Source organism: Bradyrhizobium sp. SRS-191 (assembly GCF_024586915.1).
GTDB lineage: Bacteria > Pseudomonadota > Alphaproteobacteria > Rhizobiales > Xanthobacteraceae > Bradyrhizobium.
In genome coordinates this window covers 47,066-74,042 of the sequence record NZ_JANBVS010000017.1, presented here as the reverse complement: position 1 = coordinate 74,042, position 26,977 = coordinate 47,066, and the positions used below count along the sequence as shown (strand labels likewise).

Annotated in this window: 22 protein-coding genes; 20 read left to right on the top strand and 2 right to left on the bottom strand. The window is 66.6% G+C overall.

The features are described 5' to 3' along the window. Positions 1 to 19 precede the first annotated feature (19 nt). The gene (locus NLR35_RS26010) at positions 20 to 373 is read left to right on the top strand and encodes a YciI family protein (RefSeq protein WP_257169384.1); all 354 of its coding nucleotides are present in this window, start codon (positions 20 to 22) and stop codon (positions 371 to 373) included. A 22-nt stretch (positions 374 to 395) separates the two neighbouring features. Then, entirely contained in the window at positions 396 to 1,640 is a 1,245-nt protein-coding gene (locus NLR35_RS26005) for an RNA polymerase sigma factor (protein WP_257169383.1), read from the top strand. Positions 1,641 to 1,644: 4 nt separating this feature from the next. Here the strand turns inward: NLR35_RS26005 and NLR35_RS26000 are convergent, their stop codons facing one another. Further along, a complete protein-coding gene (locus tag NLR35_RS26000; protein WP_257169382.1) occupies positions 1,645 to 2,496 on the bottom strand; it encodes an N-acetylmuramoyl-L-alanine amidase in 852 nt (283 codons plus the stop codon). Between the two features lie 545 nt (positions 2,497 to 3,041). On the opposite strand from NLR35_RS26000, the gene rsmH reads away from it, so the two are divergent. The 10 genes from rsmH to NLR35_RS25950 all read left to right on the top strand — a co-directional run bounded on the left by rsmH (position 3,042) and on the right by NLR35_RS25950 (position 15,199). Continuing rightward, positions 3,042 to 4,037 carry a 16S rRNA (cytosine(1402)-N(4))-methyltransferase RsmH gene (rsmH, locus tag NLR35_RS25995; protein ID WP_257169381.1) on the top strand — a complete coding sequence of 332 codons (996 nt, stop codon included), beginning with the start codon at positions 3,042 to 3,044 and terminating at the stop codon, positions 4,035 to 4,037. Positions 4,038 to 4,040: 3 nt separating this feature from the next. Next, the gene (locus NLR35_RS25990) at positions 4,041 to 4,433 is read left to right on the top strand and encodes a hypothetical protein (RefSeq protein WP_257169380.1); all 393 of its coding nucleotides are present in this window, start codon (positions 4,041 to 4,043) and stop codon (positions 4,431 to 4,433) included. Then, the gene (locus NLR35_RS25985) at positions 4,430 to 6,178 is read left to right on the top strand and encodes a penicillin-binding protein 2 (RefSeq protein ID WP_257169379.1); all 1,749 of its coding nucleotides are present in this window, start codon (positions 4,430 to 4,432) and stop codon (positions 6,176 to 6,178) included. The genes NLR35_RS25990 and NLR35_RS25985 overlap by 4 nt, the downstream gene beginning before the upstream one ends. A gap of 71 nt (positions 6,179 to 6,249) precedes the next feature. Further along, entirely contained in the window at positions 6,250 to 7,707 is a 1,458-nt protein-coding gene (locus NLR35_RS25980) for a UDP-N-acetylmuramoyl-L-alanyl-D-glutamate--2,6-diaminopimelate ligase (protein WP_257169378.1), read from the top strand. Further along, on the top strand, positions 7,707 to 9,083 hold the full coding sequence (murF, locus tag NLR35_RS25975; RefSeq protein WP_257169377.1) for a UDP-N-acetylmuramoyl-tripeptide--D-alanyl-D-alanine ligase: 1,377 nt from the start codon (positions 7,707 to 7,709) through the stop codon (positions 9,081 to 9,083). The genes NLR35_RS25980 and murF overlap by 1 nt, the downstream gene beginning before the upstream one ends. A gap of 193 nt (positions 9,084 to 9,276) precedes the next feature. Then, a complete protein-coding gene (gene mraY / locus NLR35_RS25970; RefSeq protein WP_257169376.1) occupies positions 9,277 to 10,383 on the top strand; it encodes a phospho-N-acetylmuramoyl-pentapeptide-transferase in 1,107 nt (368 codons plus the stop codon). Position 10,384: 1 nt separating this feature from the next. After that, positions 10,385 to 11,785, top strand: a complete 1,401-nt coding sequence (gene murD / locus NLR35_RS25965) for a UDP-N-acetylmuramoyl-L-alanine--D-glutamate ligase (RefSeq protein ID WP_257169375.1) — start codon at positions 10,385 to 10,387, stop codon at positions 11,783 to 11,785. Between the two features lie 232 nt (positions 11,786 to 12,017). Continuing rightward, entirely contained in the window at positions 12,018 to 13,169 is a 1,152-nt protein-coding gene (ftsW, locus tag NLR35_RS25960; RefSeq protein WP_257169374.1) for a putative lipid II flippase FtsW, read from the top strand. Positions 13,170 to 13,218: 49 nt separating this feature from the next. Beyond that, positions 13,219 to 14,322, top strand: coding sequence for an undecaprenyldiphospho-muramoylpentapeptide beta-N-acetylglucosaminyltransferase (murG, locus tag NLR35_RS25955; protein WP_257169373.1), 1,104 nt, complete (start codon positions 13,219 to 13,221; stop codon positions 14,320 to 14,322). Between the two features lie 22 nt (positions 14,323 to 14,344). Then, complete coding sequence (locus NLR35_RS25950; protein ID WP_257169372.1) at positions 14,345 to 15,199, top strand: hypothetical protein; 855 nt, start codon at positions 14,345 to 14,347, stop codon at positions 15,197 to 15,199. Here NLR35_RS25950 and NLR35_RS25945 read toward each other — a convergent pair. Beyond that, on the bottom strand, positions 15,189 to 15,926 hold the full coding sequence (locus NLR35_RS25945) for a carbonic anhydrase (protein ID WP_257169371.1): 738 nt from the start codon (positions 15,924 to 15,926) through the stop codon (positions 15,189 to 15,191). The two genes, NLR35_RS25950 and NLR35_RS25945, sit on opposite strands and share 11 nt — an antisense overlap. 358 nt (positions 15,927 to 16,284) lie before the next feature. On the opposite strand from NLR35_RS25945, the gene murC reads away from it, so the two are divergent. The 8 genes from murC (at position 16,285) to NLR35_RS25905 (ending at position 26,863) form a co-directional block, all read left to right on the top strand. Then, positions 16,285 to 17,688, top strand: a complete 1,404-nt coding sequence (gene murC / locus NLR35_RS25940; RefSeq protein WP_257169370.1) for a UDP-N-acetylmuramate--L-alanine ligase — start codon at positions 16,285 to 16,287, stop codon at positions 17,686 to 17,688. A gap of 4 nt (positions 17,689 to 17,692) precedes the next feature. Then, positions 17,693 to 18,616, top strand: a complete 924-nt coding sequence (murB, locus tag NLR35_RS25935) for a UDP-N-acetylmuramate dehydrogenase (RefSeq protein ID WP_257169369.1) — start codon at positions 17,693 to 17,695, stop codon at positions 18,614 to 18,616. Between the two features lie 68 nt (positions 18,617 to 18,684). Next, entirely contained in the window at positions 18,685 to 19,677 is a 993-nt protein-coding gene (locus tag NLR35_RS25930; RefSeq protein ID WP_257169368.1) for a D-alanine--D-alanine ligase, read from the top strand. Between the two features lie 289 nt (positions 19,678 to 19,966). Beyond that, positions 19,967 to 21,016 carry a cell division protein FtsQ/DivIB gene (locus tag NLR35_RS25925; protein ID WP_257169367.1) on the top strand — a complete coding sequence of 350 codons (1,050 nt, stop codon included), beginning with the start codon at positions 19,967 to 19,969 and terminating at the stop codon, positions 21,014 to 21,016. Continuing rightward, the gene (ftsA, locus tag NLR35_RS25920) at positions 21,013 to 22,332 is read left to right on the top strand and encodes a cell division protein FtsA (RefSeq protein WP_257169366.1); all 1,320 of its coding nucleotides are present in this window, start codon (positions 21,013 to 21,015) and stop codon (positions 22,330 to 22,332) included. Before NLR35_RS25925 ends, ftsA begins: the two co-directional genes overlap by 4 nt. A 90-nt stretch (positions 22,333 to 22,422) precedes the next feature. Next, on the top strand, positions 22,423 to 24,267 hold the full coding sequence (gene ftsZ / locus NLR35_RS25915; protein ID WP_257169365.1) for a cell division protein FtsZ: 1,845 nt from the start codon (positions 22,423 to 22,425) through the stop codon (positions 24,265 to 24,267). Positions 24,268 to 24,612: 345 nt separating this feature from the next. Then, on the top strand, positions 24,613 to 25,572 hold the full coding sequence (gene lpxC, locus NLR35_RS25910) for a UDP-3-O-acyl-N-acetylglucosamine deacetylase (protein ID WP_257169364.1): 960 nt from the start codon (positions 24,613 to 24,615) through the stop codon (positions 25,570 to 25,572). Positions 25,573 to 25,972: 400 nt separating this feature from the next. Then, positions 25,973 to 26,863: an outer membrane protein assembly factor BamD gene (locus NLR35_RS25905; RefSeq protein ID WP_257169363.1), complete on the top strand. Its 891-nt coding sequence runs from the start codon at positions 25,973 to 25,975 to the stop codon at positions 26,861 to 26,863. Positions 26,864 to 26,977 lie beyond the last annotated feature (114 nt).

The window sequence follows — 26,977 nt, the reverse complement described above, 5'->3', positions numbered from 1 at the left end:
CAACCGAGGAGCAAGTCCGATGCAATATCTGCTGATGATCTATCAGAACGAGGCCGATTACGCGAAGATCGAGAAGGAGGCGGAAGGCAAGATGCTGGCCGAATACCAGACCTTCACCCAGTCGATCATCGCCAGCGGCAATTTCAAGGGCGGTGACCGGCTGCAGCCGACCACGACGTCGACGACGGTCCGGGTGCGGGACGGCAAGATCCTGACCACGGACGGTCCGTTCGCTGAAACACGCGAGCAGCTCGGCGGCTACTACATGATCGAGGCGCAGAACATCGACGAGGCGATCGGCATCGCCGCCCGGATTCCCGGCGCCCGCTTCGGCTCGATCGAGGTGCGTCCGGTGTGGCAGTACAATCATTGAGCCCAGCGCTGCGGCCGATGCGATGACGCCCGATGCGATCGAACAAGTGTTCCGCGACGAGTCCGGTCGGGCGCTCGCGACCCTGATCAGGCTCGTCGGCGATTTCGATCTGGCCGAGGACGCGCTGCAGGACGCGTTCGCGGCGGCGCTTCTTGCCTGGCGGGGATCCGAGATCCCCGCCAATCCGCGGGCGTGGCTGGTCAATGTCGCGCGCAACAAGGCGATCGACCGCATCAGGCGCCGGCGCAACTTCCGCGACAAGGAAGCCGAGATCGTCCATGCCATCGAGCGCGACGCGGCCAGCGATGACGCCGAGCCGTTGGCCGCTCTCGACGACGATATGCTGCGGCTGATGTTCACCTGCTGCCATCCGGCGTTCGCGCCGGAGGTGCAGGTGGCGCTGACGCTGCGCACGGTCTGCGGGCTGACCACGGCCGAGGTCGCCCGCGCCTTTCTGATCAGCGAGGATGCGATGGCGCAGCGTCTCGTGCGCGCCAAGCAGAAGATCCGTCTCGCCGGCATCCCCTACGAGGTGCCCGGACGCGATGCTCTGGATGAGCGCCTGCGCGACGTGTTGACGGTCATCTATCTCGTCTTCACCGAGGGCTATCTCGCGACCTCCGGCGCAGAGTTGATCCGACATGATCTCGCCTGCGAGGCGATCCGGCTTGGCCGTCTCTTGCTCGACCTGATGCCGGAGGCGCGCGACATCAAGGGCCTGCTCGCCTTGATGCTGCTGCACGATGCGCGCCGCGCCGGGCGAACCGATGCCGCGGGCGACATCGTTCTGCTCGAGGAGCAGGACCGCTCAACCTGGAATCGCGCGCAGATTGCCGAAGGGCTGGCGCTGGTCGAACAGGCCTTGAGCGTCAAAGGCCGGCCGCAGCCCCATACGGTGCAGGCGGCGATCGCCGCGCTCCATGCGCAGGCGCCGAGCTATGAGCACACGGACTGGCGCCAGATCGTCGGCCTGTACGAGGTGCTGCTGCGGATCGCGCCATCGCCAGTGATCGAGCTCAATCACGCGGCTGCGGTGTCGATGGTCGATGGCCCGGCGCGAGCGCTTGCGCTGGTCGATTCGCTGGTGGCGCGTGGAGGATTGAAGCAATACGACTTGTTGCCCGCGGTCCGCGCGGATCTATTGCGGCGGCTCGACCGGCGCAATGAAGCTCGCGCAGCGTATCGCGAGGCGAGCGACGCAACACAACTCGTCCCGCTCAAGCGGCTCTACGCGCGCCGGCTCGGGGAACTCGATGCGCCGTCTTGATGGATCAGGCGCGCGGCGCAGGCTCTTCCGCCGGTAGGCTCGTCAGCAGCGCATGCAGCGTCCAAAGCGTGGAGCGGTCGGCGATGCCGTCGACCTTCTCGGGACGGAAGTGCCGCTGGAAGGCCGTGACCACCTCCATCGTGAGGCCGTCGAACTTGCCGGTGATCGGCACGCCATAGCCGTATCTGGCGAGCGCCTTCTGCAGGCCCTTGACGTCGTCGCCGATGCTGCCGAGCTTCAGGGTCTCACCCTTGGTGATCGCCGCGGGCTGCACCCAATGGCCGACGCCGGAATTGGCCAGGGAGTGCCACGGAAACTTCTCGCCCGGATCCTTCTTGCGCGACGGCGCGACGTCGGAATGGCCGAGCACGCGATGCGCCGGCACATTGCGGCGGAGCATGATGCCGCGGCACAGCGCGATGACCGCTGCGATCTGCCGCGGCGGAAAGTCCGGATAACCCCAGTCGTGACCGCGGTTGACGATCTCGATGCCGATCGAGCAGGAATTGATGTCCTCCTCGCCGCCCCAGGAGGACAGTCCCGCATGCCAGGCACGCAGCGCCTCCGGCACGCATTGGACGATGCGGCCATCCTCGAGCACGATGTAGTGCGCCGAGACCTCGGTGCCGGCGGTGCACAGCTTGGTGATCGCGCCCTCGACGTCCGGCATGCCGGTGTAGTGGAGGATGACCATGTCCGGTTGGCGGCCACCCTTGCGCTCACCAAAATTTGCAGACGGGATCACGTCGGACGCGATCGACGAATCCGGCGTGAAAACCGGCAGGTCTGAGACGCCCTTGGGAATCGGCACTGCGCGTGGCCGCTTCGATTCGGACTTGTCGGTTGAATCGGTCATGAAGCACTCGAAGCGGAGGCGGCGACGGCAATGAATCAAATTGAATATGGGCAGGCACTACTCTTTTACATGTCCCAGCCGCAATCGAAATCGCATGCGAGCCCCTCGTATTGATCAGACCGTTGCGCGAAGGCGGCGGGGGTGTCGAGGAGCAGCCAGCCGCTCTCGCTCCACGACTCGCCTTTCCAGCGAGTGCCCAAGATCCGCCACAGACCGTCAACGATTTATTAACGCTAAAGGCCGTTACTAAGTGGTGAAGAGCCAAGCCGGCTTTCGGGACGGCAAGCCGCCATATGCAAGGTCCTGCACGGGATATCACCGTATCGAGCGCTGTCGGGGGCATCCGGCAGCGCGCGATCGTTGACGGCCCGGCGCTCGCCCCGGCGCGGAGTTCGCGTGCCGGGGCTCGGGTATTGGAGCGGCTGGCTGTCGACCGTTCCGGGCGATGGCTTGGCAAAGTGACGAGGCGCGAGGATCGAAGGCGCGATGGGCTCGCAGCCGAGCATAGTCAGTCCGGGTCGGCGGCATCCGCGTGGAGCGGCCGCGTGAGCACGGCTGACCAGCGCCATATCCCGGTGCTCGGCCCTGAGGCGGTCGAGATGCTGGCGCCGCGCGATGGCGGAACCTATGTCGATGCGACTTTCGGCGCCGGCGGCTACACACGTCTGATCCTGGCAACACCGGGAACGCGGGTCATCGCGATCGACCGCGACAGCACTGCGATTGCGGGCGGTGCCGACCTCGTCGCCGAAGCAGGCGGCCGGCTCACATTGGTCGAGAATCGCTTCTCTGCCCTCTCCGACATCTGCGCCGCGCAGGGGCTCGACCACGTCGACGGCATCGTGATGGATGTCGGCGTGTCGTCGATGCAGCTCGACTCCGCCGCGCGCGGCTTCTCGTTCCGCTTCGACGGTCCGCTCGACATGCGCATGGGCGCGACGGGACCGACCGCCGCCGACGTCATTGCGCAGGCCACCGAGCGTGATCTGGCTGATGTCATCTACATCCTGGGCGAAGAACGTCACTCCCGCGGGGTGGCTCGTGCCATCGTGGCGGCGCGCAAGGAGCAGGCGATCACGACGACACGGCAGCTCGCCGATATCGTGGCACGCGTGGTGAGATCCAAGCCGGGCGACATCCATCCGGCGACGCGCACGTTCCAGGCGCTGCGTATTCTCGTGAACGAGGAGCTGGACGAGCTCGAAGAGGCGTTGTCGGCGGCCGAGCGCATCCTCGCCCCGGGCGGCCGTCTCGCCGTCGTCTCGTTCCATTCGCTCGAGGACCGCATCGTCAAGACCTTCCTCGCCGAGCGCAGCAAGACTGGCGGCGGCTCGCGTCATCTGCCGGAGATCGCGCAGGAGACGCCGAGCTTCAAACCGCTGAACCGCAAGCCGGTGGTGGCCGGAGAGGCCGAAACCGAGTCCAATCCACGTGCGCGGTCCGCGAAGCTGCGCGGTGCCGAGCGCACGACAGCGCCGGCGCATGCGCCGTCCTCGTCATCGCCCTGGCCGCGCCTGGCCGACGTCCTGCGGGGAGGCTGACCAATGCGCCTCCTGCATCTCGTGGTGATCTGCTCGCTGATCTTTGCGGCCGCCTATGTCTATCGCATCAAGATGGAGTCGACCGCGCGCGTCGAGCGCGTGCTGCAATTGCGTGCCGAGATCCGCGAGCAGCGCGAGGCGATCGCGATCCTGCGCTCGGAATGGGCCAAGCTCGATGCGCCGCTGCGGCTGCAGGGGCTTGTCGAGCGGCATCTGCCGCTGAAGCCGCTCAATGCCACGCAGTACGACACCCTGAAGAATCTCCCGGAGCGGCCGCCGCGCTTCGCGCGTCCGGACAATCCGGATCCGATCGGCTCGATGATCGATACGATCGATGCCATCAACGAAGAACCCCCCGTGACCGGATCGGTCTCTCGTCCGGAGGATCAGCAATGACCGACCAGCCTCGGCCGCATGTGAAGCCGCAGGAGCCGTGGCGACAGCGCCTCGTGCGTACGCTGCTGTACGGGCGCGACGTCGATCGTACCGCCAAGGCGCGGGCGCGCATCGGCCTTGCGATCATCGCCTTCGCCGCCGTCTATGCCATCATCGGCGGCCGGCTCGTGATGTTCGCGGCGGGCTCAGACGGGCCGAGCGCACGGCGGTCCGCGCAGCAGGACGCCATTGCGACCGCGCGGCCCGATATCGTCGACCGCAACGGCGCCGTGCTGGCGACCGACGTCAAGACGCCGAGCCTGTTCGCCGAGCCGCGCCGCCTCATCGACAAGGACGAGGCGATCGAGCTGCTCACCGCGACCTTGCCCGATCTCGATACGAACGAGGTGCGCGAGCGCATGATGTCGCGCAAGGGCTTCGTCTGGCTCAAGCGCGAAATGACGCCGAAGCAGCAGCAGGACATCCATCGCCTCGGCCTGCCGGGCGTCGGCTTCCTGCGCGAGAACAAGCGCGTGTATCCCACGGGCAACGAGGTGGCCCACCTGATCGGTCTGGTGAACATCGACAACCAGGGCATCGCCGGCATGGAGAAGTGGCTCGACAATCAGGGCCTCGCCGACCTGCATCGCGCCGGCTTCGCCACCGACCGCCTGCAGAAGCCGGTCGAGCTCTCGGTCGATTTGCGCGTCGAGCACGCGCTGCGCGACGAACTGCTCAAGGCCAAGGAGAAGTTCAAGACCAAGGCGGCCTCCGGTCTGGTCGTCAACGTCCGGACCGGCGAGATCATCGCGATGGTGTCGCTGCCTGATTTCGATCCCAACAACCCGAAGGAAGCGCACGATCCGGACCGGATCAACCGCCTGACCACCGGCGTGTACGAGATGGGATCGACCTTCAAGGCGTTCACCCTGGCGATGGCGCTCGATACCGGGAAATATGATCTGAACTCGCTGTGGGATGCGCGCGGACCGCTGCACTACGGCAAGTTCGCGATCCATGACGACGAGCCGAAGGGCCGCTTCCTCACGATGAAAGAGGTGTTCACCTTCTCCTCCAACGTCGGCGCCGCCAGGATCGCGCTGACGCAGGGTGTGGAAGGGCACAAGGCGTTCCTGCGCAAGATGGGACAGTTCGACCGGCTGCGCACCGAGTTGCCGGAGAGTGCCTCGCCGATCCTGCCCAAGCGCTGGGCCGAGTTGAACACGGTCACGATCGCGTTCGGTCACGGCATGGCGGTGGCGCCGCTGCAAGGCGTGATGGGCGTCAGCGCGCTGGTCAATGGCGGCTACCTGATTCCGCCGACCTTCATGAAGCGTACCGAGGCCGAGGCGATGCAGGTCGCCAAGCGCGTGATCAAGCCGGAGACTTCGGAGAAGATGCGGTACCTGATGCGTCTGAACGCCGAGATCGGCACCGCGCGCAAGGCCGACGTCAAGGGCTATTACATCGGCGGCAAGACCGGCACCGCCGAGAAGGTGATCAACGGCCGCTACGCCAAGAAGAAGGTGCTGACCCTGTTCACGGCCGTGATTCCGGCCGACAAGCCGAAATACCAGCTCCTGATCATGCTGGATGAGCCGCAGGCTCTGAAGGAGACCTACGGCTTCATCACCTCCGGCTGGAACGCGGTGCCGACCGCGGGCAATGTGATCTCCCGGATCGGGCCGTTGCTCGGGATCGAGCCCCGTTTCGACCTGCCGCCGTCCGACCGCCAAATTCTTGCGGCATCGCGGTTGACGCAGTAAGCCGTCCGCGAATCGCAAGGCTATGGAGCTGCCGCCGCCCGGGCGGGAGCCAGGACTGGTACGGGACCGGGATGAAACTTCACGATCTCCTCGGCGATATGGCGCGGCTCGACCCGCAGATCGCCGCCGTCGAAGTCTCCGGACTGGCCGTGGACAGTCGCGTCGTCCGGCCAGGCGATCTGTTCTTCGCGCTGTCGGGAACCAAGACGGATGGTGCCCGCTTTATCGCGGCCGCAATCGCAGCCGGCGCAGCCGCGGTGGCCGGTGCTTCGGCACCGGAGGGGGGGCTCTCGGTTCCCTTCGTCGTGCTGCCGAATCCGCGCCGCGCCTTGGCGCTGGCCGCGTCGCGTATGTTCCCCAGGCAGCCGGCGACGATTGCCGCGGTCACCGGCACCAGCGGCAAGACCTCGGTCGCCGCCTTCACCCGCCAGATCTGGCAGCGGCTCGGCCACAGTTCGGCCAGCATCGGTACGGTCGGCCTGGTGTCGGACAAGCGCACCGTCTACGGCTCGCTGACCACGCCGGATCCGATCGCGTTGCATCGGCAGCTCGACGAGATCACCGGGGATGGCGTCACGCATCTGGCGTTCGAAGCCTCATCGCACGGGCTCGATCAGTTCAGGCTGGATGGCGTGAAGGTCTCGGCCGGCGGGTTCACCAACCTGTCGCGCGACCACATGGACTACCACCCCGACATCGCGCATTACCTCAACGCCAAGCTGCGGCTGTTTCGCGACCTCGTGCCGCCCGGAGGGGCTGCAGTGATCTCGGCCGATCATGACTGCTCGCCGGAGGTCATCGCTGCGGCGGAGGCGCGCGGCCTTCGCTTGATGACCGTGGGGACGAGCGGCGACGGCGCAGGGCCGGGCATCCGGCTCGTGGCGGCCGCGATCGACGGCTTTGCGCAGCAGCTCGAGATTCAGCATTGCGGACGGATGTATTTCGTCCGGCTGCCGCTGGTCGGCGCCTTCCAGATCGAGAACGCATTGGTCGCGGCTGGCCTCGCGATCGGGACCGGGTGCGATCCGCAAGCCGTGTTCGAGGCGCTGGAGACGCTCGAAGGCGCCAAGGGGCGGCTCGAGCTGGTCGGAGAGCACAATGGCGCGCCCATCTTCATCGACTACGCCCACAAGCCGGATGCGCTCGCCAAGGCGCTGCATGCGTTGCGGCCCTATGCCCCGCGCAAGCTCGTCGTGGTGTTCGGCGCCGGCGGCGACCGTGACACCGGCAAGCGGCCGCTGATGGGCGAGATCGCCGCCGCCGGGGCTGACAGCGTCATCGTCACTGACGACAATCCGCGCAGCGAGGACCCGGCCGCTATCCGTGCCGCGATCCTGGCCGCCACACCCGGCGCGCGCGAGATCGGCGACCGCGCCGAGGCGATCCGGGTCGCGATCGGCGAGCTGCAGCCGGGCGATGCTCTGATCATCGCCGGCAAGGGACATGAGGTCGGCCAGATCATCGGCAGCACCACCCTGCATTTCAGCGATCATGAAGCGGTCGCGGCCGCATTGGCAGCGAGGACATGATGACGAAGGTGCTGTGGACCGTGGCCGAGGCGGCGCGCGCGCTCGGCCTCACCGGCGACTATCCGGACACTCCGATCGATTTCGTCACGCAGGACAGCCGCGCCGTGAAGCCGGGCAGTCTGTTCGTCGCGCTCAGCGGCACGCCGAGCGGCGGCTTCGTGTCGAGCTTTGCGTCGAGCCGCGACGGCTGGGAGTTTGCGGCGAATGCCGAGCAGGCTGGCGCCGTCGCGATGATCGTGCCGCACAGGATCGACGGCATCACCGCTCCGCAGCTCGTCGTGCCGGATACCTTGATCGACGGCTTGTGGGCGCTCGCCCGCGCGGCACGGGCGCGTTTTCATGGACCGGTGATCGGGCTCACCGGCAGCGCCGGCAAGACCTCCACCAAGGAGTTCATCGCCGCCTATCCCGGAGCCTCCGCCAGTCCGTCGAGCTTCAACAATTTCTGGGGCGTGCCGCTGACCTTGTGCAATGCCGATCCCTCGGCCTCGGTCTGGGTGGTCGAGATGGGCATGAACCAGAAGGGGGAGATCGCGCGGCTGACCGAGCTGTCCCAGCCGACGGTCGCACTCGTCGTCAACGTGCAGCCGGTGCATCTGGAGAAGCTCGGCAGCCTCGAAGCCATCCGGCAGGAGAAGGTCTCGATCGCAATTGGCTTGCCCGCGGATGGCATCCTTGTCCTTCCCGCTGATCTCGCGGCACCCGAATGGACCGGCAAGGCGATCCGCTTCGGCGGCGGTGCCGAGGTTCGCGAGCTGTCGCACAGTTCGCGCGGCGAGAGCTGGGACGTGACGGCCGACATCGCCGGTCGCCAGGTCACGTTTGCGCTGACGCCCGGCGCGCCGCATCGCCTGCACAATGCGCTGGCGGCGCTCGCGTCGGTTGCCGCGGCCGGACTCGACCCAGCGCAGCTGGCGCCGGCGCTCGGCCATGTCGGCATCATGACCGGCCGCGGCGTCGAGCAGAGCGTCGGCGACATCGTGCTGATCGACGACAGCTTCAACGGCAACCCGGCGAGCATGGCCGCTGCGCTCGACAGCCTGCAGGCGCGCCCGGTGCGCGGGCGGCGGATCGCGATCATCGGCGACATGCTCGAACTCGGCGACGACGCGCCGGCCTACCATGCCCAGATGGCCGGCCATCTTGCCGGAATCGACGGTGTGTACTGCGTCGGCCCGTTGATGCGTCATTTGTTCGACAACCTGCCTGAGGCGAAGCGGCTCGGCTGGCATGAGGATCCGGTGACGCTGGATGCCGGAGCGCTCGCGGCGCTGCTGGTGCCCGGCGACGCCGTCGTCATCAAGGGCAGCAAGAAGATCTTCTGGGTCAACAAGTTCGTGTCGAAGCTCGCCGCCGCCCTGCAGAGCCGCGCGTAACAATCGGGCGATATCGCGGCGCGGCAGAACGATGTTTTTCCACTGGTGGTCGAAGCAGTCATGCCGGACGGATCGTTCCGCCGGGCCACGATTCGCACCCGGCCCCGATCATGGTTAAAAGAGGCAGGCTGGATTCGTGCGCGGGACGTCCTGTCGCACGCCCGGTCCCGGTGAGACGGCATAGGCGGGTTGGATGTTCTACTGGTTGATCGAGCTGACGAATACGTTTCCGAGCCTGTCGGTATTTCGCGGGGTGCTGAACGTCTTCCGTTACATCACCTTCCGCACTGGCGGCGCCGTGGTCACGGGCGCGCTGTTCGTGTTCCTGTTCGGTCCCTGGATCATCGATCATCTTCGCCTGCGCCAAGGCAAGGGCCAGCCGATCCGCACCGACGGACCGCAATCGCACATCATCAGCAAGAAGGGCACGCCGACGATGGGCGGCCTGATGATCCTCTCGGGCCTCGTCGTCTCCACCGTGCTGTGGGCCAATCCGCTCAACCCTTACGTCTGGATCGTGCTGGCCGTGACGCTCGGCTTCGGCTTCGTCGGCTTCTATGACGATTATCTCAAGGTGACCAAGCAGTCGCATTCCGGCTTTGCAGGACGCGCGCGGCTCCTGATCGAGGCGGCGATCGCGCTGGTCGCCTGCTATGCGCTGGTGCGGCTCGGACGCGATCCGTCCTCCACCGGGCTCGCGATTCCGTTCTTCAAGGACCTCGTCTTCAAGTTCGGCTGGATGTACGTCATTTTCGGCGCCTTCGTCATCGTCGGCGCCGGCAACGCCGTCAACCTGACCGACGGCCTCGACGGCCTCGCGATCGTTCCGGTGATGATCGCGTCCGCAAGCTTCGGCTTGATCGCCTATCTCGCCGGCAACGCCGTGTTCTCCGACTATCTGCAGATCCACTACGTTGCCGGCACCGGCGAGCTCGCGGTGCTGTGCGGCGCGGTGCTCGGCGCAGGCTTAGGTTTTCTTTGGTTCAACGCGCCGCCGGCCTCGATCTTCATGGGTGACACCGGCTCGCTGGCGCTCGGCGGCATGCTCGGCTCGATCGCGGTCGCGGTGAAGCACGAGATCGTGCTGGCTGTCATCGGCGGCCTGTTCGTGCTCGAAGCGGTGTCGGTCATCGTGCAGGTGGCTTCGTTCAAGCTGACGGGAAAGCGCATCTTCAAGATGGCGCCGATTCATCATCACTTCGAGCAGCTCGGCTGGACCGAGCCGCAGATCGTGATCCGGTTCTGGATCATCTCGGTGATGCTGGCCCTGGTCGGCCTCTCGACGCTGAAGCTGCGCTGACATGATCCCCGTCACCTCTTTCGCCGGCAAGACCGTCGCCGTGTTCGGGCTCGGCGGCTCGGGGTTGGCGTCGTGCCACGCGCTGCGCGCGGGCGGCGCCGAAGTGATCGCGGCCGATGACGGCGCCGACCGGATGACCGAAGCGGCGAAAGCCGGGTTCATCACTGCCGATCTGCGCACGGTGTCCTGGGCTAACTTCGCCGCCCTTGTGCTGGCGCCGGGCGTGCCGCTGACTCATCCCGTGCCGCATTGGAGCGTGCTGAGGGCGCGCGAGGCGGGCGTCGAGGTGATCGGCGATATCGAGCTGTTCTGCCGCGAGCGCAGGCGCCACGCGCCGGATGCGCCGTTCGTCGCGATCACCGGGACCAACGGCAAGTCCACCACGACCGCGCTGATCGCGCATCTGATGCGGGTGGCCGGCTACGACACCCAGATGGGCGGCAATATCGGCACCGCAATCCTGTCGTTGGAGCCGCCGCGGATGGGCCGCGTGCATGTGATCGAGATGTCGTCCTACCAGATCGACCTGACGCCTTCGCTCGATCCGAGCGTGGGCATCCTGATCAATGTGAGCGAGGACCATATCGACCGCCACGGGACGATCGAGAACTACGCGGCGGTGAAGGAGCGGCTGGTGGCGGGAGTGCAGTCGCAGGGCACGGCCATCGTCGGCGTCGACGACGGCTTTTGCCGGGCGATTGCCGACCGCCTCGATCAGGCCGGCAAGCGCGTCGTGCGCATCTCGGTGAAGAACCCGCTGGCCGATGGCTTGTACACCGAGCATGAGACGATCGTGCGCAGCGCCGGCGGCGCGCGCAGCGAGGTCGCGCGGCTCGGCGGCATCGGCTCGTTGCGCGGGCAGCACAACGCGCAGAACGCGGGCTGCGCCGCGGCCGCCGCGCTTGCGATCGGCGTGAAGCAGGACGTGCTGCAGCAGGGCCTGCGCAGCTTCCCCGGCCTCGCCCATCGCATGGAGCAGGTCGGCCGGCGCGCCAACGTGCTGTTCGTCAACGACTCCAAGGGCACCAACGCGGACGCGACAGCGCATGCGCTGTCGTCCTTCGCCGACATCTTCTGGATCGCCGGCGGCAAGCCGAAGGCGGGCGGCATCACCAGCCTGACCGGCTTCTTTCCGCGCATCCGCAAGGCCTATCTGATCGGCGAGGCGGCCGCGGAGTTCGCCGGCACGCTCGGGGAGAAGGTGCTGCACGAAACGTCCGGGACGCTGGAAGTCGCCGTCGCTAAGGCCGCTGCGGACGCGGAGGCGTCGGGATTGAAAGAGGCGGTCGTCCTGTTGTCGCCGGCCTGCGCCTCGTTCGACCAGTTCCGCAATTTCGAAATCCGCGGCACGCGTTTTCGCGAGCTCGTGCAGGCGCTGCCGGGCGTGACGCCGGTGGTGTGATCGCTCTCCCGCCAATCTCCCCTGTCGTCACCCGCGAAAGCGGGTGACCCAGTATTCCAGAGGCCGATGTGCTTTCACCGCGCTGTCTCGGCGTACTGGATCCCCCGCTTTCGCGGGGAATGACGAGTGTTTGCTGGATTAGCCGGCTGCTCCAATTGATGGGACTACCTTAACCCTTCGATAACCATCCTAGGCGCCAATGGGCTGATTCCTCGGCTCAGGTGGTGGCCCGATGCTCTCCCGTGAAGAACGCAATCCGCTGTCCGACTGGTGGTGGACGGTCGACAAGCCGTTGCTGGGCTCGATCCTGGCGTTGATGCTCTGCGGGGTGATCCTGTCGCTGGCCGCCAGTCCGCCGGTCGCCACACGCATCGGGCTCGACCCGTTCCATTTCTTCAACCGCCACGTCCTGTTCCTGCTGCCGTCCTTCATCGTGCTGATCGGCGTGTCGTTCCTGTCGCCGCGGCAGATCCGGCGCAGCGCGCTGGTGGTGTTCGCGATCGCCATCGTGCTGATCGTGCTGACATTGGCGATCGGCCCCGAGGTCAAGGGCTCGCGTCGCTGGATCACGCTCGTCGGCGTCAACATCCAGGCCTCGGAAGCGGCCAAGCCGGCTTTCGTCGTCGTCTCCGCCTGGCTGTTCTCGGAGTCGGCGCGGCGTCCCGACATGCCGGCGACCACGATGGCGCTGGTGCTGCTGTTGATGCTGGTGTCGCTCCTGGTGATGGAGCCGGATTTCGGCCAGACCATGCTGATCCTGATGGTATGGGGCTCGCTGTTCTTCATCGCCGGCATGCGCATGATCTGGGTCGCGGGCCTCGCCGGCGCCGCGGCGGCCGGCCTGTTCGGCGCCTATCTGCTGGTCCCGCACGTCGCCGGGCGCATCAAGCGCTTCATGAATCCGGCTTCCGGCGACACCTTCCAGGTCGACACCGCGATGGAAGCGTTCTCCAACGGCGGCTGGTTCGGCCTCGGGCCGGGCGAGGGCATCGCCAAGCGCAGTCTCCCGGATAGCCACACCGACTTCGTGTTCGCGGTCGCCGCCGAGGAGTTCGGCATTATTCTCTGCCTGGCACTGGTCGCGCTGTTCGGCTTCATCGTCATCCGCACCCTGTCGCGCGCCTATGCCAGCGAGGACGGCTTCTCGCGGTTCGCGGCGTCGGGGCTCGCGATCCTGTTCGGCATCCAGGCGGCCATCAACATCTCGGTCAATTTGCAGCTGATCCCCGCCAAGGGCATGACCCTGCCGTTCATCTCCTATGGCGGCTCCTCGATCGTGTCGCTCGCCTATGGCGTCGGCATGATGCTGGCGCTGACGCGGCAGCGGCCGCGGATCGAGGCCGAGGTCACCGATGCGGCCGGAACGCTGCGCACCTACGCCTGAACGCCGGGCCGGCTCGCAATGACGACACATTGCCTGTAAACAAGCCCGCATGACATCAACTGCGCCCCTCATTCTGCTGGCCGCCGGCGGCACCGGCGGCCATCTGTTTCCTGCCGAAGCACTCGGTGTCGAGCTGATCAAGCGCGGCTATCGCGTCCGCCTCGTCACCGACGCCCGCGCGTTGCGCTACAGCGGCCTGTTCACCAAGGACATGATCGACGTGGTGCCGAGCGAGACGGTGCGCAGCCGTTCGCCGGTGGCGCTGGCACGCACCGCGCTGCTGCTCGGCAGCGGCACCCTGGCTGCATTCAATCTGATGCGGCGGTTGAAGCCCGCCGCGGTGATCGGCTTCGGCGGCTATCCCACCGTGCCGCCGCTCTTGGCTGCACGGCTCGCCGGCGTGCCGAGCCTGATTCATGACGCAAACGCTGTGCTCGGCCGCGCGAACCGCTTCCTGTCCTCGCATGTGAAGGCGATCGCGACCTCGCTGCCCGGCGTGCTCGACCGCGATCCGGCACTTGCCGCCAAGACCACGACGGTCGGCACGCCGATGCGACCCGCCATCCTCGAGGCGGCGGCTGTGCCCTATGTCGCGCCAGAGACCACCGGTCCGCTGCGGCTGCTCGTGGTCGGCGGCAGCCAGGGCGCGCGCGTCATGAGTGATGTCGTGCCCGGCGCGATCAAGCGGCTCGAGCCCGCTTTATGGAGTCGGCTCGTGTTGACCCAGCAGGTCCGCCAGGAAGACATGGCGCGGGTGCGCGCGGTCTACGACCGGCTCAAGATCAATGCCGAATTGCAGCCGTTCTTCACCGACTTGCCGGCGCGGCTCGCCGCCAATCATCTCGTGATCTCGCGCTCCGGCGCCGGCACCGTCGCCGAGCTCGCCGCGATCGGCCGGCCCTCGATCCTGGTGCCGCTGCCCGGCGCCATCGACCAGGACCAGTTCGCCAATGCCGGCGTGCTGTCGAACGCCAACGCCGCGATCCGGATCGTGCAGACCGACTTCACGTCCGACCGGCTGGCCTCGGAGATATCGGCGCTCGCCGCCGAGCCCGCCCGGCTGGCGGCGATGGCGGCGGCGGCGCGCGGCGTCGGGCGGCTCGATGCCGCCGAGCGTCTCGCCGATCTCGTCATCAAGACAGCTACGCCGTGAGCGGGGCGCGCGCAGGCCGGGCATGAGCGGACTTGCGCAGCCGCAGCACGACCCGATGCGCCTGCGGGATCATCCGTGCTTCGTCCCGGTCTTCGTCAGCTTCTGCGACCAGATGGTCGCGCCGCTGCGCGGCCAGCGCCTAATGATCAAGCTGTTCGGACAGCGCGCCCCGACCGAGATCGCGGCGCATATCGTCATGATGCATGTGTCGGCCCGCGACGCCACCGAGCGTCCGACCTTGACTCGGTTGCAGGCCCGGCTGCCCGGGCCGCGGCAGACGGCGGTTTTCGTGGCGATGCTGCGCGGTCTGTCGCTGGTGAAGGTGGAGCGCGATCCCGACGATGCCCGCATCCGCTATTTGATACCCGGGCCTGTCATCCTCGATGGCCTCCGGGGCTGGCTCGCCCTTCACCTCGACTGCCACGCCCAGCTGACGCGGGGCGAGCAGTTGAGCCGGCGCCTGCACGGCGACGATACCTTCTTCTCCGAGATGATCCGGCAATGCGCGACCTGGCTGTGCCGCGCCAACCGGCCGCTGACGAGCTTTCCGGATCTCGCCTGGACGGACGAGCACGACAGCGGCATTCATCTGGCGCTGACGCTCGTCGCCCACTCGGCTGCTGGCCGGACCGCAGTCGATGTGTCCACCGCGGAGCTCGCAGCCTCGCTCGGTGTGTCACGCTCGCATATCCGCAACCTGCTCGCGGCGATGGAACAGCGACGTCTGCTGCGCTTCGACGAGCGGCGCCAGCGATTGTCGCTGACGCCGGGGTTCGTGGAGTCCGTCGAGGCCTGGTTCTGTCATCAGATCTGCTGGCTCGCTGCGGCCGGCGAGCGTGCCGACCGCGCGCTGTCGTCTGCCAGCGTCAGAGCGTGACGACGCGGCCGGACTCGATATCGTAGACGCCGCCGAGGATCTTCACCCTGCCGTCGCCAACCATCTTGCTGACGATCGGCTTGGCCTTCGCCAGGCGCTGGACGTTGTGGCGGACGTTCTCCTTCGTCGCTTCCGCCAGCAGATCCTGCGGCTTCTTGGCGATCGCGGCCTCCACGCCCGGCTTCAGCGCGTTCACCAGCTCCGGCAGATGGCCCGGCAGCTTGGTGCCGTCCTTCAACACCTTGATGGTGGCGTCGACGGCGCCGCAGCCGCTATGGCCGAGAACGAGCACGAGCGGAATGCCGAGGAACTTCACGCCATATTCGAGGCTGGCCAGACCGTCGTCATTGACGAAATTGCCGGCGACGCGGACCACGAACAGCTCGCCCGGAGCCTGATCGAACACCAGCTCAGGCGCGACGCGGGAATCCGCGCAGCTCACGATCGCCGCGATCGGATATTGCGCGGTGGCGCGCGCGGCGCGTCCGGCCGAGAAATCCTTGTTGTCCAGATTGCCGGCGGCGTAGCGCGCATTGCCGTCCATGATCCGCTTCAACGCCTCGTCGGCCGAGATGGCGTTGGGCGCAGGCGCGGTCTCTTTCTTATCCTTGGCCCAGGCGGTGCCGGTGCCGAGCCCGAGCGTGGCTGCGGCCAGCAAGCCGGCGCCCCTGCCGAGCAGCCGGCGACGGGACAGGAGGGGAGATTCGGTTTCACACAGCGCGCACATCGTGAGGTCACTCCATCGGCATTGCACGCGGCGCGTGTGGCCGCGGCTGGATACCGCCATGCCACGGCTGTGCGCGGAGTGAACGCGCAAAAACTGCAGGTATCAGACTGCGCGGGTCCGAGCTGAGGTTGCACTTAAGGAACCGTGAAAGGTCGGAAGGCGGGGGCCGGAGTTCCCAGGGTTTTGGTGATCGGAACGGGAAAATCGCCCAAAGTCAGGCGATTGACCCTGAATTCGGCAATTTTTGCGGTCGAAGCGGGCTTGTCCCGGTCAGCCATGTCTTGCAAGAAGGGCCAGTGATTCGCGGCCGCTCGCCCTCCGAAGGGCGCGGCGGAGCCCCCTTGAGACGAGACGCCCCATGAGACTGCCGCGCGAGATTGGACCCATCCACTTCGTCGGGATCGGCGGCATCGGCATGAGCGGCATCGCCGAGGTGCTGTGCAATCTCGGCTACACGGTGCAGGGCTCGGATGCCTCCGACAACGCCAATGTCGCGCGCCTGCGCGAGAAGGGCATCACGGTCAGCGTCGGCCACAAGGCGGAGAACGTGGCGGGCGCCGACGTCGTCGTCGTCTCGACCGCGATCAAGCGCGACAATCCGGAACTGATGGCGGCGCGCGCGCAGCGTATCCCCGTCGTGCGCCGCGCCGAGATGCTGGCCGAGCTGATGCGGCTGAAGAGCTGTGTCGCGATCGCCGGCACCCACGGCAAGACCACGACCACCTCGATGGTTGCGGCGCTGCTCGATGCCGGCGGGCTCGATCCGACCGTGATCAATGGCGGCATCATCAATGCCTACGGCACCAATGCGCGGCTCGGCGGCGGCGAGTGGATGGTGGTCGAGGCCGACGAGAGCGACGGCACTTTCCTCAAGTTGCCGGCCGACGTCGCGATCGTCACCAATGTCGATCCCGAGCATCTCGATCATTTCAAGACGTTCGATGCCGTGCAGGACGCGTTCCGCGCCTTCGTCGAGAACGTGCCTTTCTACGGCTTCGCCGTGATGTGCATCGATCACCCGGTGGTGCAGGCTTTGGTCGGCAAGATCGAGGACCGCCGCATCATCACCTACGGCGTGAATCCGCAGGCCGATGTCCGCCTCGTCGATCTCACGCCGATGGGCGGCGGCTCGTCGTTCAAGGTCGTGTTCCGCGATCGCAAGAGCGGCGCGACGCACGAGATTGCCGACATTGCGCTGCCGATGCCCGGCCGGCACAACGCCTCGAACGCCACGGCGGCGATTGCCGTCGCCCGCGAGCTCGGCCTGTCCGACGAGGCGATCCGCAAGGCCATCGCCGGCTTTGGCGGCGTGAAGCGCCGCTTCACCCGCACCGGCGAATGGAATGGCGTCACGGTGATCGACGACTACGGCCATCACCCCGTCGAGATCGCGGCCGTGCTGAAGGCGGCGCGGGAATCGACCAACGGCAAGGTCGTCGCCGTGGTGCAGCCGCATCGCTACACCCGGCTGCAGTCGCTGTTCGAGGAGTTCTGCACCTGCTTCAACGATGCCGATGCCGTCATCGTCGCCGATGTCTATCCGGCGGGCGAAGCGCCGATCGAAGGCATCGACCGCGATCGCTTCGTGCTCGGCCTGCGCGCTCACGGCCATCGCGACGTGCTGCCGCTCCCCAAGTCCGCCGATCTTGCCGGCATCGTCAAGGATCTCGCCAAGCCGGGCGACCTCGTCGTGTGCCTCGGCGCCGGCAACATCACGCAATGGGCTTACGCGCTGCCGAACGAATTGAAGGCGCTGGGGTAGGGCAGTGAGCTTCCCCGACATCACGCCCGATCTCAAAGCCGCCATGCCTGAGCTGCGCGGGCGGCTGCTCGCCAATGAGAGTCTCGCGCCGCTCACCTGGTTTCGCGTCGGCGGACCGGCGCAAGTGCTTTTCACGCCGGCCGACGCTGACGACCTCGCCTACTTTCTGAAGCACCTGCCGGATGAGCTTGCAGTCTACGTCATCGGCGTCGGCTCCAACATGATCGTACGCGATGGCGGCGTGCCGGGCGTCGTGATCCGTTTGGCGCCGCGCGCGTTCGGCGAGGTCAAGGCGGAGGACGATATCGTCACCGCCGGCACAGCCGTGCTCGACAAGCGTGTCGCCGAGGTCGCGGCGTCAGCCAATCTCGCCGGCTTGGAATTCCTGTTCGGCATTCCCGGCACCATCGGTGGCGCGCTCCGCATGAATGCCGGCGCCAATGGCGGCGAGACCAAGGATATTCTCGTCGAGGCGACGGCGGTAGACCGTCAGGGCAGGACGCATCGCTTCAGCAATGCCGACATGAAGTTCACCTACCGTGCGAGCGGCACAGATCCCGCGCTGATCTTTACGGCCGCGCGTTTCCGCGGCACGCCATCAGCGCCGGAGGCAATCCGGGCGCGCATGGCCGATGTGCAGGCGCATCGCGAGACGGCGCAGCCGATCCGCGAGAAGACCGGCGGCTCGACCTTCAAGAACCCGCCGGGGCATTCGGCCTGGAAGCTGGTCGATGCCGCGGGCTGCCGCGGCCTCAAGGTCGGCAGCGCCCAGGTCTCGGAGATGCACTGCAATTTCCTGATCAACACTGGCAACGCGACCGCCGACGACATCGAGACTCTGGGTGAGACCGTGCGCGAACGCGTCAAGGCGAGCTCTGGCATCGAGCTGCAGTGGGAAATCAAGCGGATCGGAATCAAGGCGAGCTGACAACCCGCCGGCTCACGTGAAGTCCGCAGTGTCGCAACCGCGTTCTGAGATCAATCGAGAAGCCATTGATGCGCACCACGATTCTGTTCGGCGGCACCAACAAGGAACGTCTCGTCTCGGTCGCCAGCGCCAAGGCGCTGCACGCGGCGTTGCCGCAAGCCGACCTCTGGTTCTGGGACGCCGACGATACCGTGCATCACGCGAGCGGCCAGGCGCTGGTCGCCCATGCCAAGCCGTTCGAGGAGCCGTTCACCGCCGACGGCGCCCGGATCGGGACACTGGCAGAGGCGCTCGATCGTGCCAGCGCCGAAGACCGACTGCTGGTGCTCGGGCTTCATGGCGGACGCGCCGAGAACGGCGAGCTTCAACTGATGTGTGAGATGCGCGGCGTGCCGTTCACCGGCTCGAGTTCGGCATCGTCCCATCTCGCCTTCGACAAGGTGGCAGCCAAGCGGTTCGCTGTGCTCGGCGGTGTCACCGCGGCCGAAGGCGTTGCGCTTGATGACGCCGAGTCTGCACTGGCGCGCTATGGCCGCCTGATCGCCAAGCCCGTCAAGGACGGCTCCAGCTTCGGACTGATCTTCGTCAACGCCAAGCAGGACCTCATTGCCGTGAAGGCGGCCGCCGCGACCGAGGAGTATCTCCTCGAGCCGTTCGTCACCGGGACGGAGGCGACCTGCGGCGTGCTCGAGCAGGCCGATGGATCGCTGATCGCGCTGCCGCCGATCGAGATCCTGCCGGCCGACGGCGCCTTCAACTATTTCGCGAAGTACCTCGCTGCGGCCACGAAGGAGATCTGTCCGGGGCGCTTCAGTCCTGAGGTGACGGCGTCGCTGCAGCGAGAGGCGATCAAGGCCCATCGCGCCTTGTCCTGCGGCGGCTATTCACGCACCGACTTCATCGTCTCGGCCAGCGGCCCGGTCTATTTGGAGACCAACACGCTGCCCGGGCTGACCGCCGCCTCGCTCTATCCGAAGGCGCTCGCGGCCCAGGGCATTGGCTTCGCCGACTTCCTGCAGCAGCAGATCGACTTGGCGGACCGCCGTGTGCGCCGATCATAAAGTGTGCGGTAGTCGCACCGGAGGAACCCGGCCCGGCGTCGCCCGGTGGTTCCTGTAACCCGTAAAATGCTTAAGAATTCCGGGCAAGGTCCTCATAAATCGGAGAAAAAAATCATCTCTCCGGACCTATTTTACTTTTTGTTTACCAGGACGTCCGAAGGTTAACGCTGGCGCCTCAGTGGTGCTCGGCTGCCGGGTCGTGACCTCGCTCTTGCGATGGTCGCCAGCCGCCGGGACCGTGGCGTGGGTCCGCGAGTATTGCGGGCGCAACAGTTGATGAGCTCGTGCAATGGATGGTGCAGGACGCCTCGCTCGATCGCAGAGGCCTCAAGCGAACCTCAAAGCCGCTGCCCTTGGCGCGGCAATCCTGCTGCGCGAGTATGTCTCAGCCCGTCTGCCGCGATTGACGTTCGCGCGCGCAGGCAAGAAGCAGTCGCACCGCGGTCAGCCTGCCCCCAGAGATCACCGGTCGGCCGCGCTCGCGCCAATGGCCGAGCGCGAGGCGCCGCCCCGCATCGTCGAGTTCGTCGAGCGCTATCTGCCGCGCCGGCTCGGCACCGTGGCGACGGTCGGCCTGCTGTTCGGCAGCGTCTGGCTCGGCATCGTCAAGGGCGGTCACGCCCAGGACGTCAATGCGGCGCTGTCCGACACCCGCAACGCGCTGGCCAACGCGGCCGGCTTCCGGATCACCGCGGTCGCGATCAACGGCCGCAAGCAGCTGACCCAGGACGAGATCCTCGCGATCGGTGGCGTCTCCGGCCGCTCGTCGCTGCTGTTCCTGGATGCGGCCGCCGTTCGCGACAAGCTCAAGGCCAACCCCTGGATCGCCGAAGCGACGGTGCAGAAGTTCTTCCCGAACCAGCTGCAGATCGACATCGTCGAGCGCAAGGCGTTCGCGCTCTGGCAGCAGGAGGGCCGCCTCTCGGTGATCGCCGATGACGGCGCCGTGCTCGAACAATATGTGTCGCGCCGCTTCCTCACTCTGCCGCTCGTGGTCGGCAAGGGCGCCGAGAGCCGTGCGCGCGATTTCCTCGCGCTGCTCGCCCGCTATCCGCAGGTGCGTGCCGTGACCAAGGCCGCGGTTTTCGTCGGCGAGCGCCGCTGGAACCTGCGCACCAAGGACGGCCTCGACATTCGTTTGCCTGAGAACGACGTCGGCAATGCGCTGGCGACGCTGAGCCAGCTCGACCAGGACGACAGACTGTTCTCGCGCGACATCGTCGCCATCGACATGCGGCTGTCGGACCGGCTGACGGTGCAGCTGTCGGACGACGCCGCGAAGGCGCGCGATGATCTGTTCAAGGACAAGAAGTCCAAGAAGAAAGCCGGTGACGCATGACCGGCTTCGATCGCCAGACTCCGAAGACTCGCCCGATGGGCCAGAAGCGCACCGCGCTGGTGGCCTCGCTCGACGTCGGCACCAGCAAGATCGCCTGCATGATCGCGCGGCTGAAGCCGGCGCCGCCGAGCGACGCGCTACGCGGCCGGACGCACGCCGTGGAACTGATCGGCTACAGCCAGATCCAGTCGCGCGGCGTCAAGGCCGGCGCGGTCGTCGATCCCGTCGAATGCGAGCAGGCTGTGCGGCAGGCCGTCGCGCTGGCCGAGCGCATGGCCAAAGTGCGCGTGGAGTCCGTGCTGCTGCCGGTCGCCGGCGGCCGCGTTATGGGCCATCTGATCGAAGCGACCTCCGACATTCGCGGCGGCGCCGTGACCCAGGCCGATGTCAGCCGCGTGACCTCCACCGGGATGCACCATGCGACCGGTGACGGGCGGGCGGTGCTGCACGCCTTGCCGGTCGGCTACACGCTCGATGGCGTGAAGGGCATCCGGGATCCCCGCGGCATGCTGGCGCGGCAGTTCGGCGTCGACATGAACGTTGTCACGACCGACGCCACCGTCGCCAAGAACCTGATGCTCGTGGTCGAGCGCTGCCATCTCAACGTCGAGGCGATGGCGGCGAGCCCGTATGTTGCCGGGCTCTCGGTGCTGACCGACGACGAGGCCGATCTCGGCGCGGCCGTGGTCGAGATGGGGGCGGGCACCACGACGATCGCGATCTATTCGGGCGGGCGCTTCGTCCATGCCTCCGGATTTGCGCTCGGCGGGCATCACGTGACCATGGATCTTGCGCGCGGACTATCAGCGTGCATTGCAGATGCCGAGCGAATCAAGACGTTATATGGCACGGTGCTGACTGGCGGGTCCGACGCGCGTGAGTTGATGTCTGTTCCGACGGCCGGTGACAACGAGCGGGATGTTCCGCAGATCGTGTCCCGCGCCACCATCGCGAACATCGTCAGGCACCGCGCAGAGGAGATTTTTGAAATGGTCCGCGACCGGCTGAAGGATTCGCCCTTTGCGGCAGAACCCAAGGCGCGCGTCGTCCTCAGCGGAGGCGCCTCCCAGCTGACGGGTCTGGTCGAGCTTGCGACCCGGATCCTCGACCGCCCGGTGCGCGTCGGCCGTCCGCTCGGCTTCGGCCGTCTCCCCAGCGAGGCCAAGAACGCCGCCTTCGCGGTGCCCACCGGGCTCCTGGTCTATCCGCAATACGCGCATCTCGAACACGTCGAACCGCGGCATACGCGGCAGGTCGGGACAGGAACCGACGGCTATTTCGGAAAGGTCGGACGATGGCTACGCGAGGGCTTCTGATGACCGCTTTCCACCCCATGCGAATTCCAACAACACCACCCACGGCCGGCGGCCGGGGCGAACCCACGCGCGCGTGATCGAGAGGCAATCATGGCACTCACTATTACCCCTCCTGATATCCACGAGCTGAAGCCCCGGATCACGGTGTTCGGCGTCGGCGGCGCGGGCGGCAACGCCGTCAACAACATGATCACGGCCGGCCTGCAGGGTGTCGACTTCGTCGTCGCCAACACCGACGCGCAGGCGCTGACCATGTCGAAGGCGCAGCGCATCATCCAGATGGGCACGCAGGTGACGCAAGGGTTGGGCGCCGGCTCGCAGCCGGACGTCGGCGCTGCCGCCGCGCAGGAGGTGATCGACGAGATCCGCGATCATCTCTCGGGCGCCAACATGGTGTTCGTGACCGCCGGCATGGGCGGCGGCACCGGCACGGGTGCTGCTCCGGTCATCGCCAAGACCGCGCGCGAGATGAACATCCTCACCGTGGGTGTCGTCACCAAGCCGTTCCACTTCGAAGGCGCGCGCCGCATGCGCACCGCGGAGTCCGGCATCTCCGAGCTGCACAAGGTGGTCGACACCTTGCTGATCATCCCGAACCAGAACCTGTTCCGGGTCGCCAACGAGAAGACCACCTTTGCCGACGCGTTCGCGATGGCCGACCAGGTGCTGTATTCGGGCGTGGCCTGCATCACCGACCTCATGGTCAAGGAAGGCCTGATCAACCTCGACTTCGCCGACGTCCGCGCCGTCATGCGTGAGATGGGCAAGGCGATGATGGGCACCGGCGAGGCGTCGGGCGAGAAGCGCGCGCTGACGGCTGCCGAAGCCGCGATCGCCAACCCGCTGATCGACGATTCCTCGATGAAGGGCGCCCGCGGCCTGTTGATCTCGATCACCGGCGGCAAGGACCTGACCCTGTTCGAGGTCGACGAAGCCGCGACCCGCATCCGCGAGGAGGTCGACCAGGACGCCAACATCATCGTCGGCGCCACCTTCGACGAATCGCTCGACGGCCTGATCCGCGTCTCCGTCGTTGCCACCGGCATCGAGCAGGCGCAGTTCAACCGCGGCGTCACGACGACTGCACAGCCGGCGGCGGCTGTCGCTCCGATTGCCGCCGCCCCGACCGCTCACGCGGGTCTTCCTGAAAGCCGTCTCGCCGACCTGACCGCGCGCCTGCGCGCCGACAATCAGCGGCTGGCGGAACGCGCTGCCAAGCTCGAGCAGCAGGCGTCCGTGGCTCCGGCCGTGGCCCAACCGGCGCCCGCGCCGGTGGCTCCGGCGCCGCGTCCGGCTCCGAACCTCGAGCGCGACACCCTGGCTGCCGTGGCTGCCGCCATGGCAAACGAGCCGGCGCCGGCTCCCGCTCCGGTCCCGACCGCGGCGTCCTATGGCGATGTGACCGTGCGTCCGATCGCTCAGAAGCCGTCGCTGTTCCCCGAGCCGGAAGCCCAGCGCGCCGCGCCGGTCGAGCCGGCTGCTCCGCCGGAGACCTTCATCCCGCAGGCCGCCGAGCGGGTTCCCACCCGCGCGCCGCGCATGCCGAAGTTCGAGGACCTGCCGATGCCGGCCCAGGCCGAGATCCGGCAGGCGAGGGGCGATGAGGGCGAGGAGCATCCGCAAAAGACCCGCATGTCGCTGCTGCAGCGTCTCGCCAATGTCGGCCTCGGCCGTCGTGACGAGGAGAGCGAGCCGCCGATGTCGGGCCGCAACGCTGCTCCGGCCATGCCGCAGATGCCGCCGCTGCCGGAACGCAAACCGCAGCGGAACGTTGCCCAGCAGGTCGCAAGCCACGAATCGCCTGTCTCTGAGTACGCCCGCCGTCCCGCTCCGCAGGGTCTGGACGTCCATGGCCGTCCCGCGCCTGTGGCCCCCGCGCCACAGGGCGACGACCATTTGGATATCCCGGCCTTCCTGCGCCGGCAGGCAACCTGAGAATTGTTACAGCCCCGATGGTGCTGAACAGGCCCGGCTCGCGAGAGCCGGGCCTTTTCAATGGGCATTCCGGAGCCGTGAATGGTCGTTCAACTAACTGATTTTAAATGATTAATTATTCTTTCGGTGTTTGGATGCGGAACGGGGAGGGTTAAGGCCACGTTCCAGTTTGGTTAAGGGTTGGCGCGAATACGGCAGAGATGGGGTAACAATCCGTAAAGAAGCGTGAGTTGGCGCTCTTTGGGGCTCTCGTTAAGTTCTGCCGTGACTTGGGGATGCCTGAAAATGAGTCGGTTCGCGAGGGGCGGCCGATGGGGGTTCAGGCGGGGTCTTGGGCGGTCGTCGATGAAATTCAGCCGGCAAACAACGCTTCGTTCGCAAGCCACCGTCACGGGTGTAGGCGTCCATTCGGGTGCGCCGGTCAGCCTGACGATCGGCCCCGCACCGATCGACGCCGGTATCGTCTTCCTTCGCACGGGTCTCGATGGCGCTGACCGCGAGGTCCAGGCGTCCTTCGGATCGGTGATCGCCACCGAACTGGCAACGGTGCTCGGTGACCGCAACGGCCCGCTGGTCTCCACCGCTGAGCACATTCTGGCCGCGCTGCGCGGCATGGGCGTCGATAACGCCCTTGTCGAGGTCGATGGTCCCGAAGTGCCGATCATGGACGGCAGCGCCGCTCCGTTCGTTGCCGCGATCGACCAGGCCGGCATCATCAATCAGTCCGCCCCCCGCCGTTACATCCAGGTGCTGAAGCCGGTTCAGGTGACGATGGGCGCCTCGATGGGCGAACTGCGTCCGAACAATTCAGGCTTCCGCGTCGAGGTCGAGGTCGACTTCGCCAACTCCGTCATCGGCCGTCAGGCCTATCATTTCGAGCTCAATCCGGAACGCTTCCGCCGCGAAATCGCGCGCGCCCGCACCTTCGGCTTCATGAGCGATGTCTCCCGTCTCTGGAACGCCGGCTTCGCACTCGGTTCGTCTTTCGACAACACGCTGGTGTTCGACGAGGAGCGTCTGCTCAATCCGGAAGGTCTCCGCTACGCCGACGAATGCGCCCGCCACAAGGTGCTGGATGCGATCGGGGATCTGGCGCTGGCCGGCCTGCCGCTGCTCGGCACCTACCGCTCGGTCCGCGGCGGCCACAAGCTGAACCACGCCGTCCTTACCGCGCTGATGGCCGACCGCACCGCTTGGCGGCTTGTCGAGGGCGAGACGGTGCGCCGTCCCCGCGTGGCGGCCGAGGTCGTCGGCGGCATGGTCGGTGGCATGATCGCCCCGGCCTTCGGCCCGGACGTGTCCTGAGCTCATTGGACAACGGCGAATCGTCAGGTCGTGACCGCTTGACGAGTCGAGAGTCGGGACCGCCGCTTCGGCTTTCCCGTGCGCTCGCGCACCGAGAGGCCCTCACCATTTTCGTTAGCGATTGTTGCCGTGCGATCCCGGCCTGTTTCGGGACGCGCCATTTCTATGGGTTTTCCAAAGGCTTTTGCAGCGGTAACCATGATGCGAGGCGGCAGCCTCGGTCTCGCCTTAATCCGGACGGATTGGCTGCCTATGCGGTTGGTTGACGAAGTGTTTTCAGCTAGAGAGGCCGTGGCAGCGTGATGCGCGCCACAAGCGGGGCTCTTTCCTTCGCGATCATGAGACGATGGTCATGGTGCGCGGCGTAGATCAGATCACAGGCATCGGGTTCCAGAGAAGCATGTCGAACCAGCGTCTCACGCGCGAATTCTCCCGTCCCGTATCGGCCGCTCGCGGCGCTCGGCTTGCAGCGTCGCTGCTCATGCTCGCGCTGCCCCTGGCGGGCTGCGGCACCGGCGGTCTCTGGGACAAGTTTCTGGCCAAGGACGACACCTTCGTCGATGAGCCTGCAGACAAGCTCTATAATGAGGGCTTGTTCCTGATGAACGAGAAGAAGGATGTGAAGGCTGCGACCAAGAAGTTCGAGGAGGTCGATCGCCAGCATCCTTATTCCGATTGGGCCCGGAAATCGCTGTTGATGTCGGCCTACGCCTCCTACCAGGCGGGCGATTACGACGGCTGCATCGGCGCTGCCACGCGCTACGTGACCCTGCATCCGGGCAGCCCGGACGCCGCCTACGCGCAATACCTGATCGCCGCTTCGCATTACGACCAGATCCCGGACATCAGCCGCGACCAGGGCCGCACCGAGAAGGCGATCGCGGCGCTCGAAGAGGTCGTGCGCAAATATCCGGCCTCCGAATACGCGACCAGCGCCAAGGCCAAGATGGAGGGCGCCCGCGACCAGCTCGCCGGCAAGGAGATGGACGTCGGCCGCTACTACATGCAGAAGCGCGACTACACTGCGGCCATCAATCGCTTCAAGACGGTGGTGACGCAGTACCAGACGACTCGCCACGTCGAGGAAGCCCTGTATCGCCTGACCGAGGCCTACATGACGATCGGCATCGTCGGCGAGGCGCAGACGGCGGCCGCCGTGCTCGGCCACAACTTCCCGGACAGCAAGTGGTACAAGGACGCTTATAACCTCGTGAAGTCGGGTGGCGTCGAGCCGGAGGAGAACAAGGGCTCCTACATCTCGCGCGCCTTCAAGAAGCTGGGTCTCGGCTGAACGGGCACGGCGCCGGCTGAGGGCGATCTCTCTTTGTTCTCAATTCTTGTTTTGTTCTCATTTTGCTGCTAGCATCGAGTCGTTCGCTCAGGGGCATTCTGCCCCGTTACGAAG

Bases quoted from the DNA above. Each gene is read 5' to 3' on its own strand.
- NLR35_RS26010 (WP_257169384.1), top strand. From the start codon at position 20: ATGCAATATCTGCTGATGATCTATCAGAACGAGGCCGATTACGCGAAG.
- NLR35_RS26005 (WP_257169383.1), top strand. From the start codon at position 396: ATGACGCCCGATGCGATCGAACAAGTGTTCCGCGACGAGTCCGGTCGG.
- NLR35_RS26000 (WP_257169382.1), bottom strand. From the start codon at position 2,496: ATGACCGATTCAACCGACAAGTCCGAATCGAAGCGGCCACGCGCAGTG.
- NLR35_RS25990 (WP_257169380.1), top strand. From the start codon at position 4,041: ATGCGCCTCCTGCATCTCGTGGTGATCTGCTCGCTGATCTTTGCGGCC.
- NLR35_RS25985 (WP_257169379.1), top strand. From the start codon at position 4,430: ATGACCGACCAGCCTCGGCCGCATGTGAAGCCGCAGGAGCCGTGGCGA.
- NLR35_RS25980 (WP_257169378.1), top strand. From the start codon at position 6,250: ATGAAACTTCACGATCTCCTCGGCGATATGGCGCGGCTCGACCCGCAG.
- murF (WP_257169377.1), top strand. From the start codon at position 7,707: ATGACGAAGGTGCTGTGGACCGTGGCCGAGGCGGCGCGCGCGCTCGGC.
- mraY (WP_257169376.1), top strand. From the start codon at position 9,277: ATGTTCTACTGGTTGATCGAGCTGACGAATACGTTTCCGAGCCTGTCG.
- murD (WP_257169375.1), top strand. From the start codon at position 10,385: ATGATCCCCGTCACCTCTTTCGCCGGCAAGACCGTCGCCGTGTTCGGG.
- ftsW (WP_257169374.1), top strand. From the start codon at position 12,018: ATGCTCTCCCGTGAAGAACGCAATCCGCTGTCCGACTGGTGGTGGACG.
- murG (WP_257169373.1), top strand. From the start codon at position 13,219: ATGACATCAACTGCGCCCCTCATTCTGCTGGCCGCCGGCGGCACCGGC.
- NLR35_RS25950 (WP_257169372.1), top strand. From the start codon at position 14,345: ATGAGCGGACTTGCGCAGCCGCAGCACGACCCGATGCGCCTGCGGGAT.
- NLR35_RS25945 (WP_257169371.1), bottom strand. From the start codon at position 15,926: ATGTGCGCGCTGTGTGAAACCGAATCTCCCCTCCTGTCCCGTCGCCGG.
- murC (WP_257169370.1), top strand. From the start codon at position 16,285: ATGAGACTGCCGCGCGAGATTGGACCCATCCACTTCGTCGGGATCGGC.
- NLR35_RS25930 (WP_257169368.1), top strand. From the start codon at position 18,685: ATGCGCACCACGATTCTGTTCGGCGGCACCAACAAGGAACGTCTCGTC.
- NLR35_RS25925 (WP_257169367.1), top strand. From the start codon at position 19,967: ATGGATGGTGCAGGACGCCTCGCTCGATCGCAGAGGCCTCAAGCGAAC.
- ftsA (WP_257169366.1), top strand. From the start codon at position 21,013: ATGACCGGCTTCGATCGCCAGACTCCGAAGACTCGCCCGATGGGCCAG.
- ftsZ (WP_257169365.1), top strand. From the start codon at position 22,423: ATGGCACTCACTATTACCCCTCCTGATATCCACGAGCTGAAGCCCCGG.
- lpxC (WP_257169364.1), top strand. From the start codon at position 24,613: ATGAAATTCAGCCGGCAAACAACGCTTCGTTCGCAAGCCACCGTCACG.
- NLR35_RS25905 (WP_257169363.1), top strand. From the start codon at position 25,973: ATGTCGAACCAGCGTCTCACGCGCGAATTCTCCCGTCCCGTATCGGCC.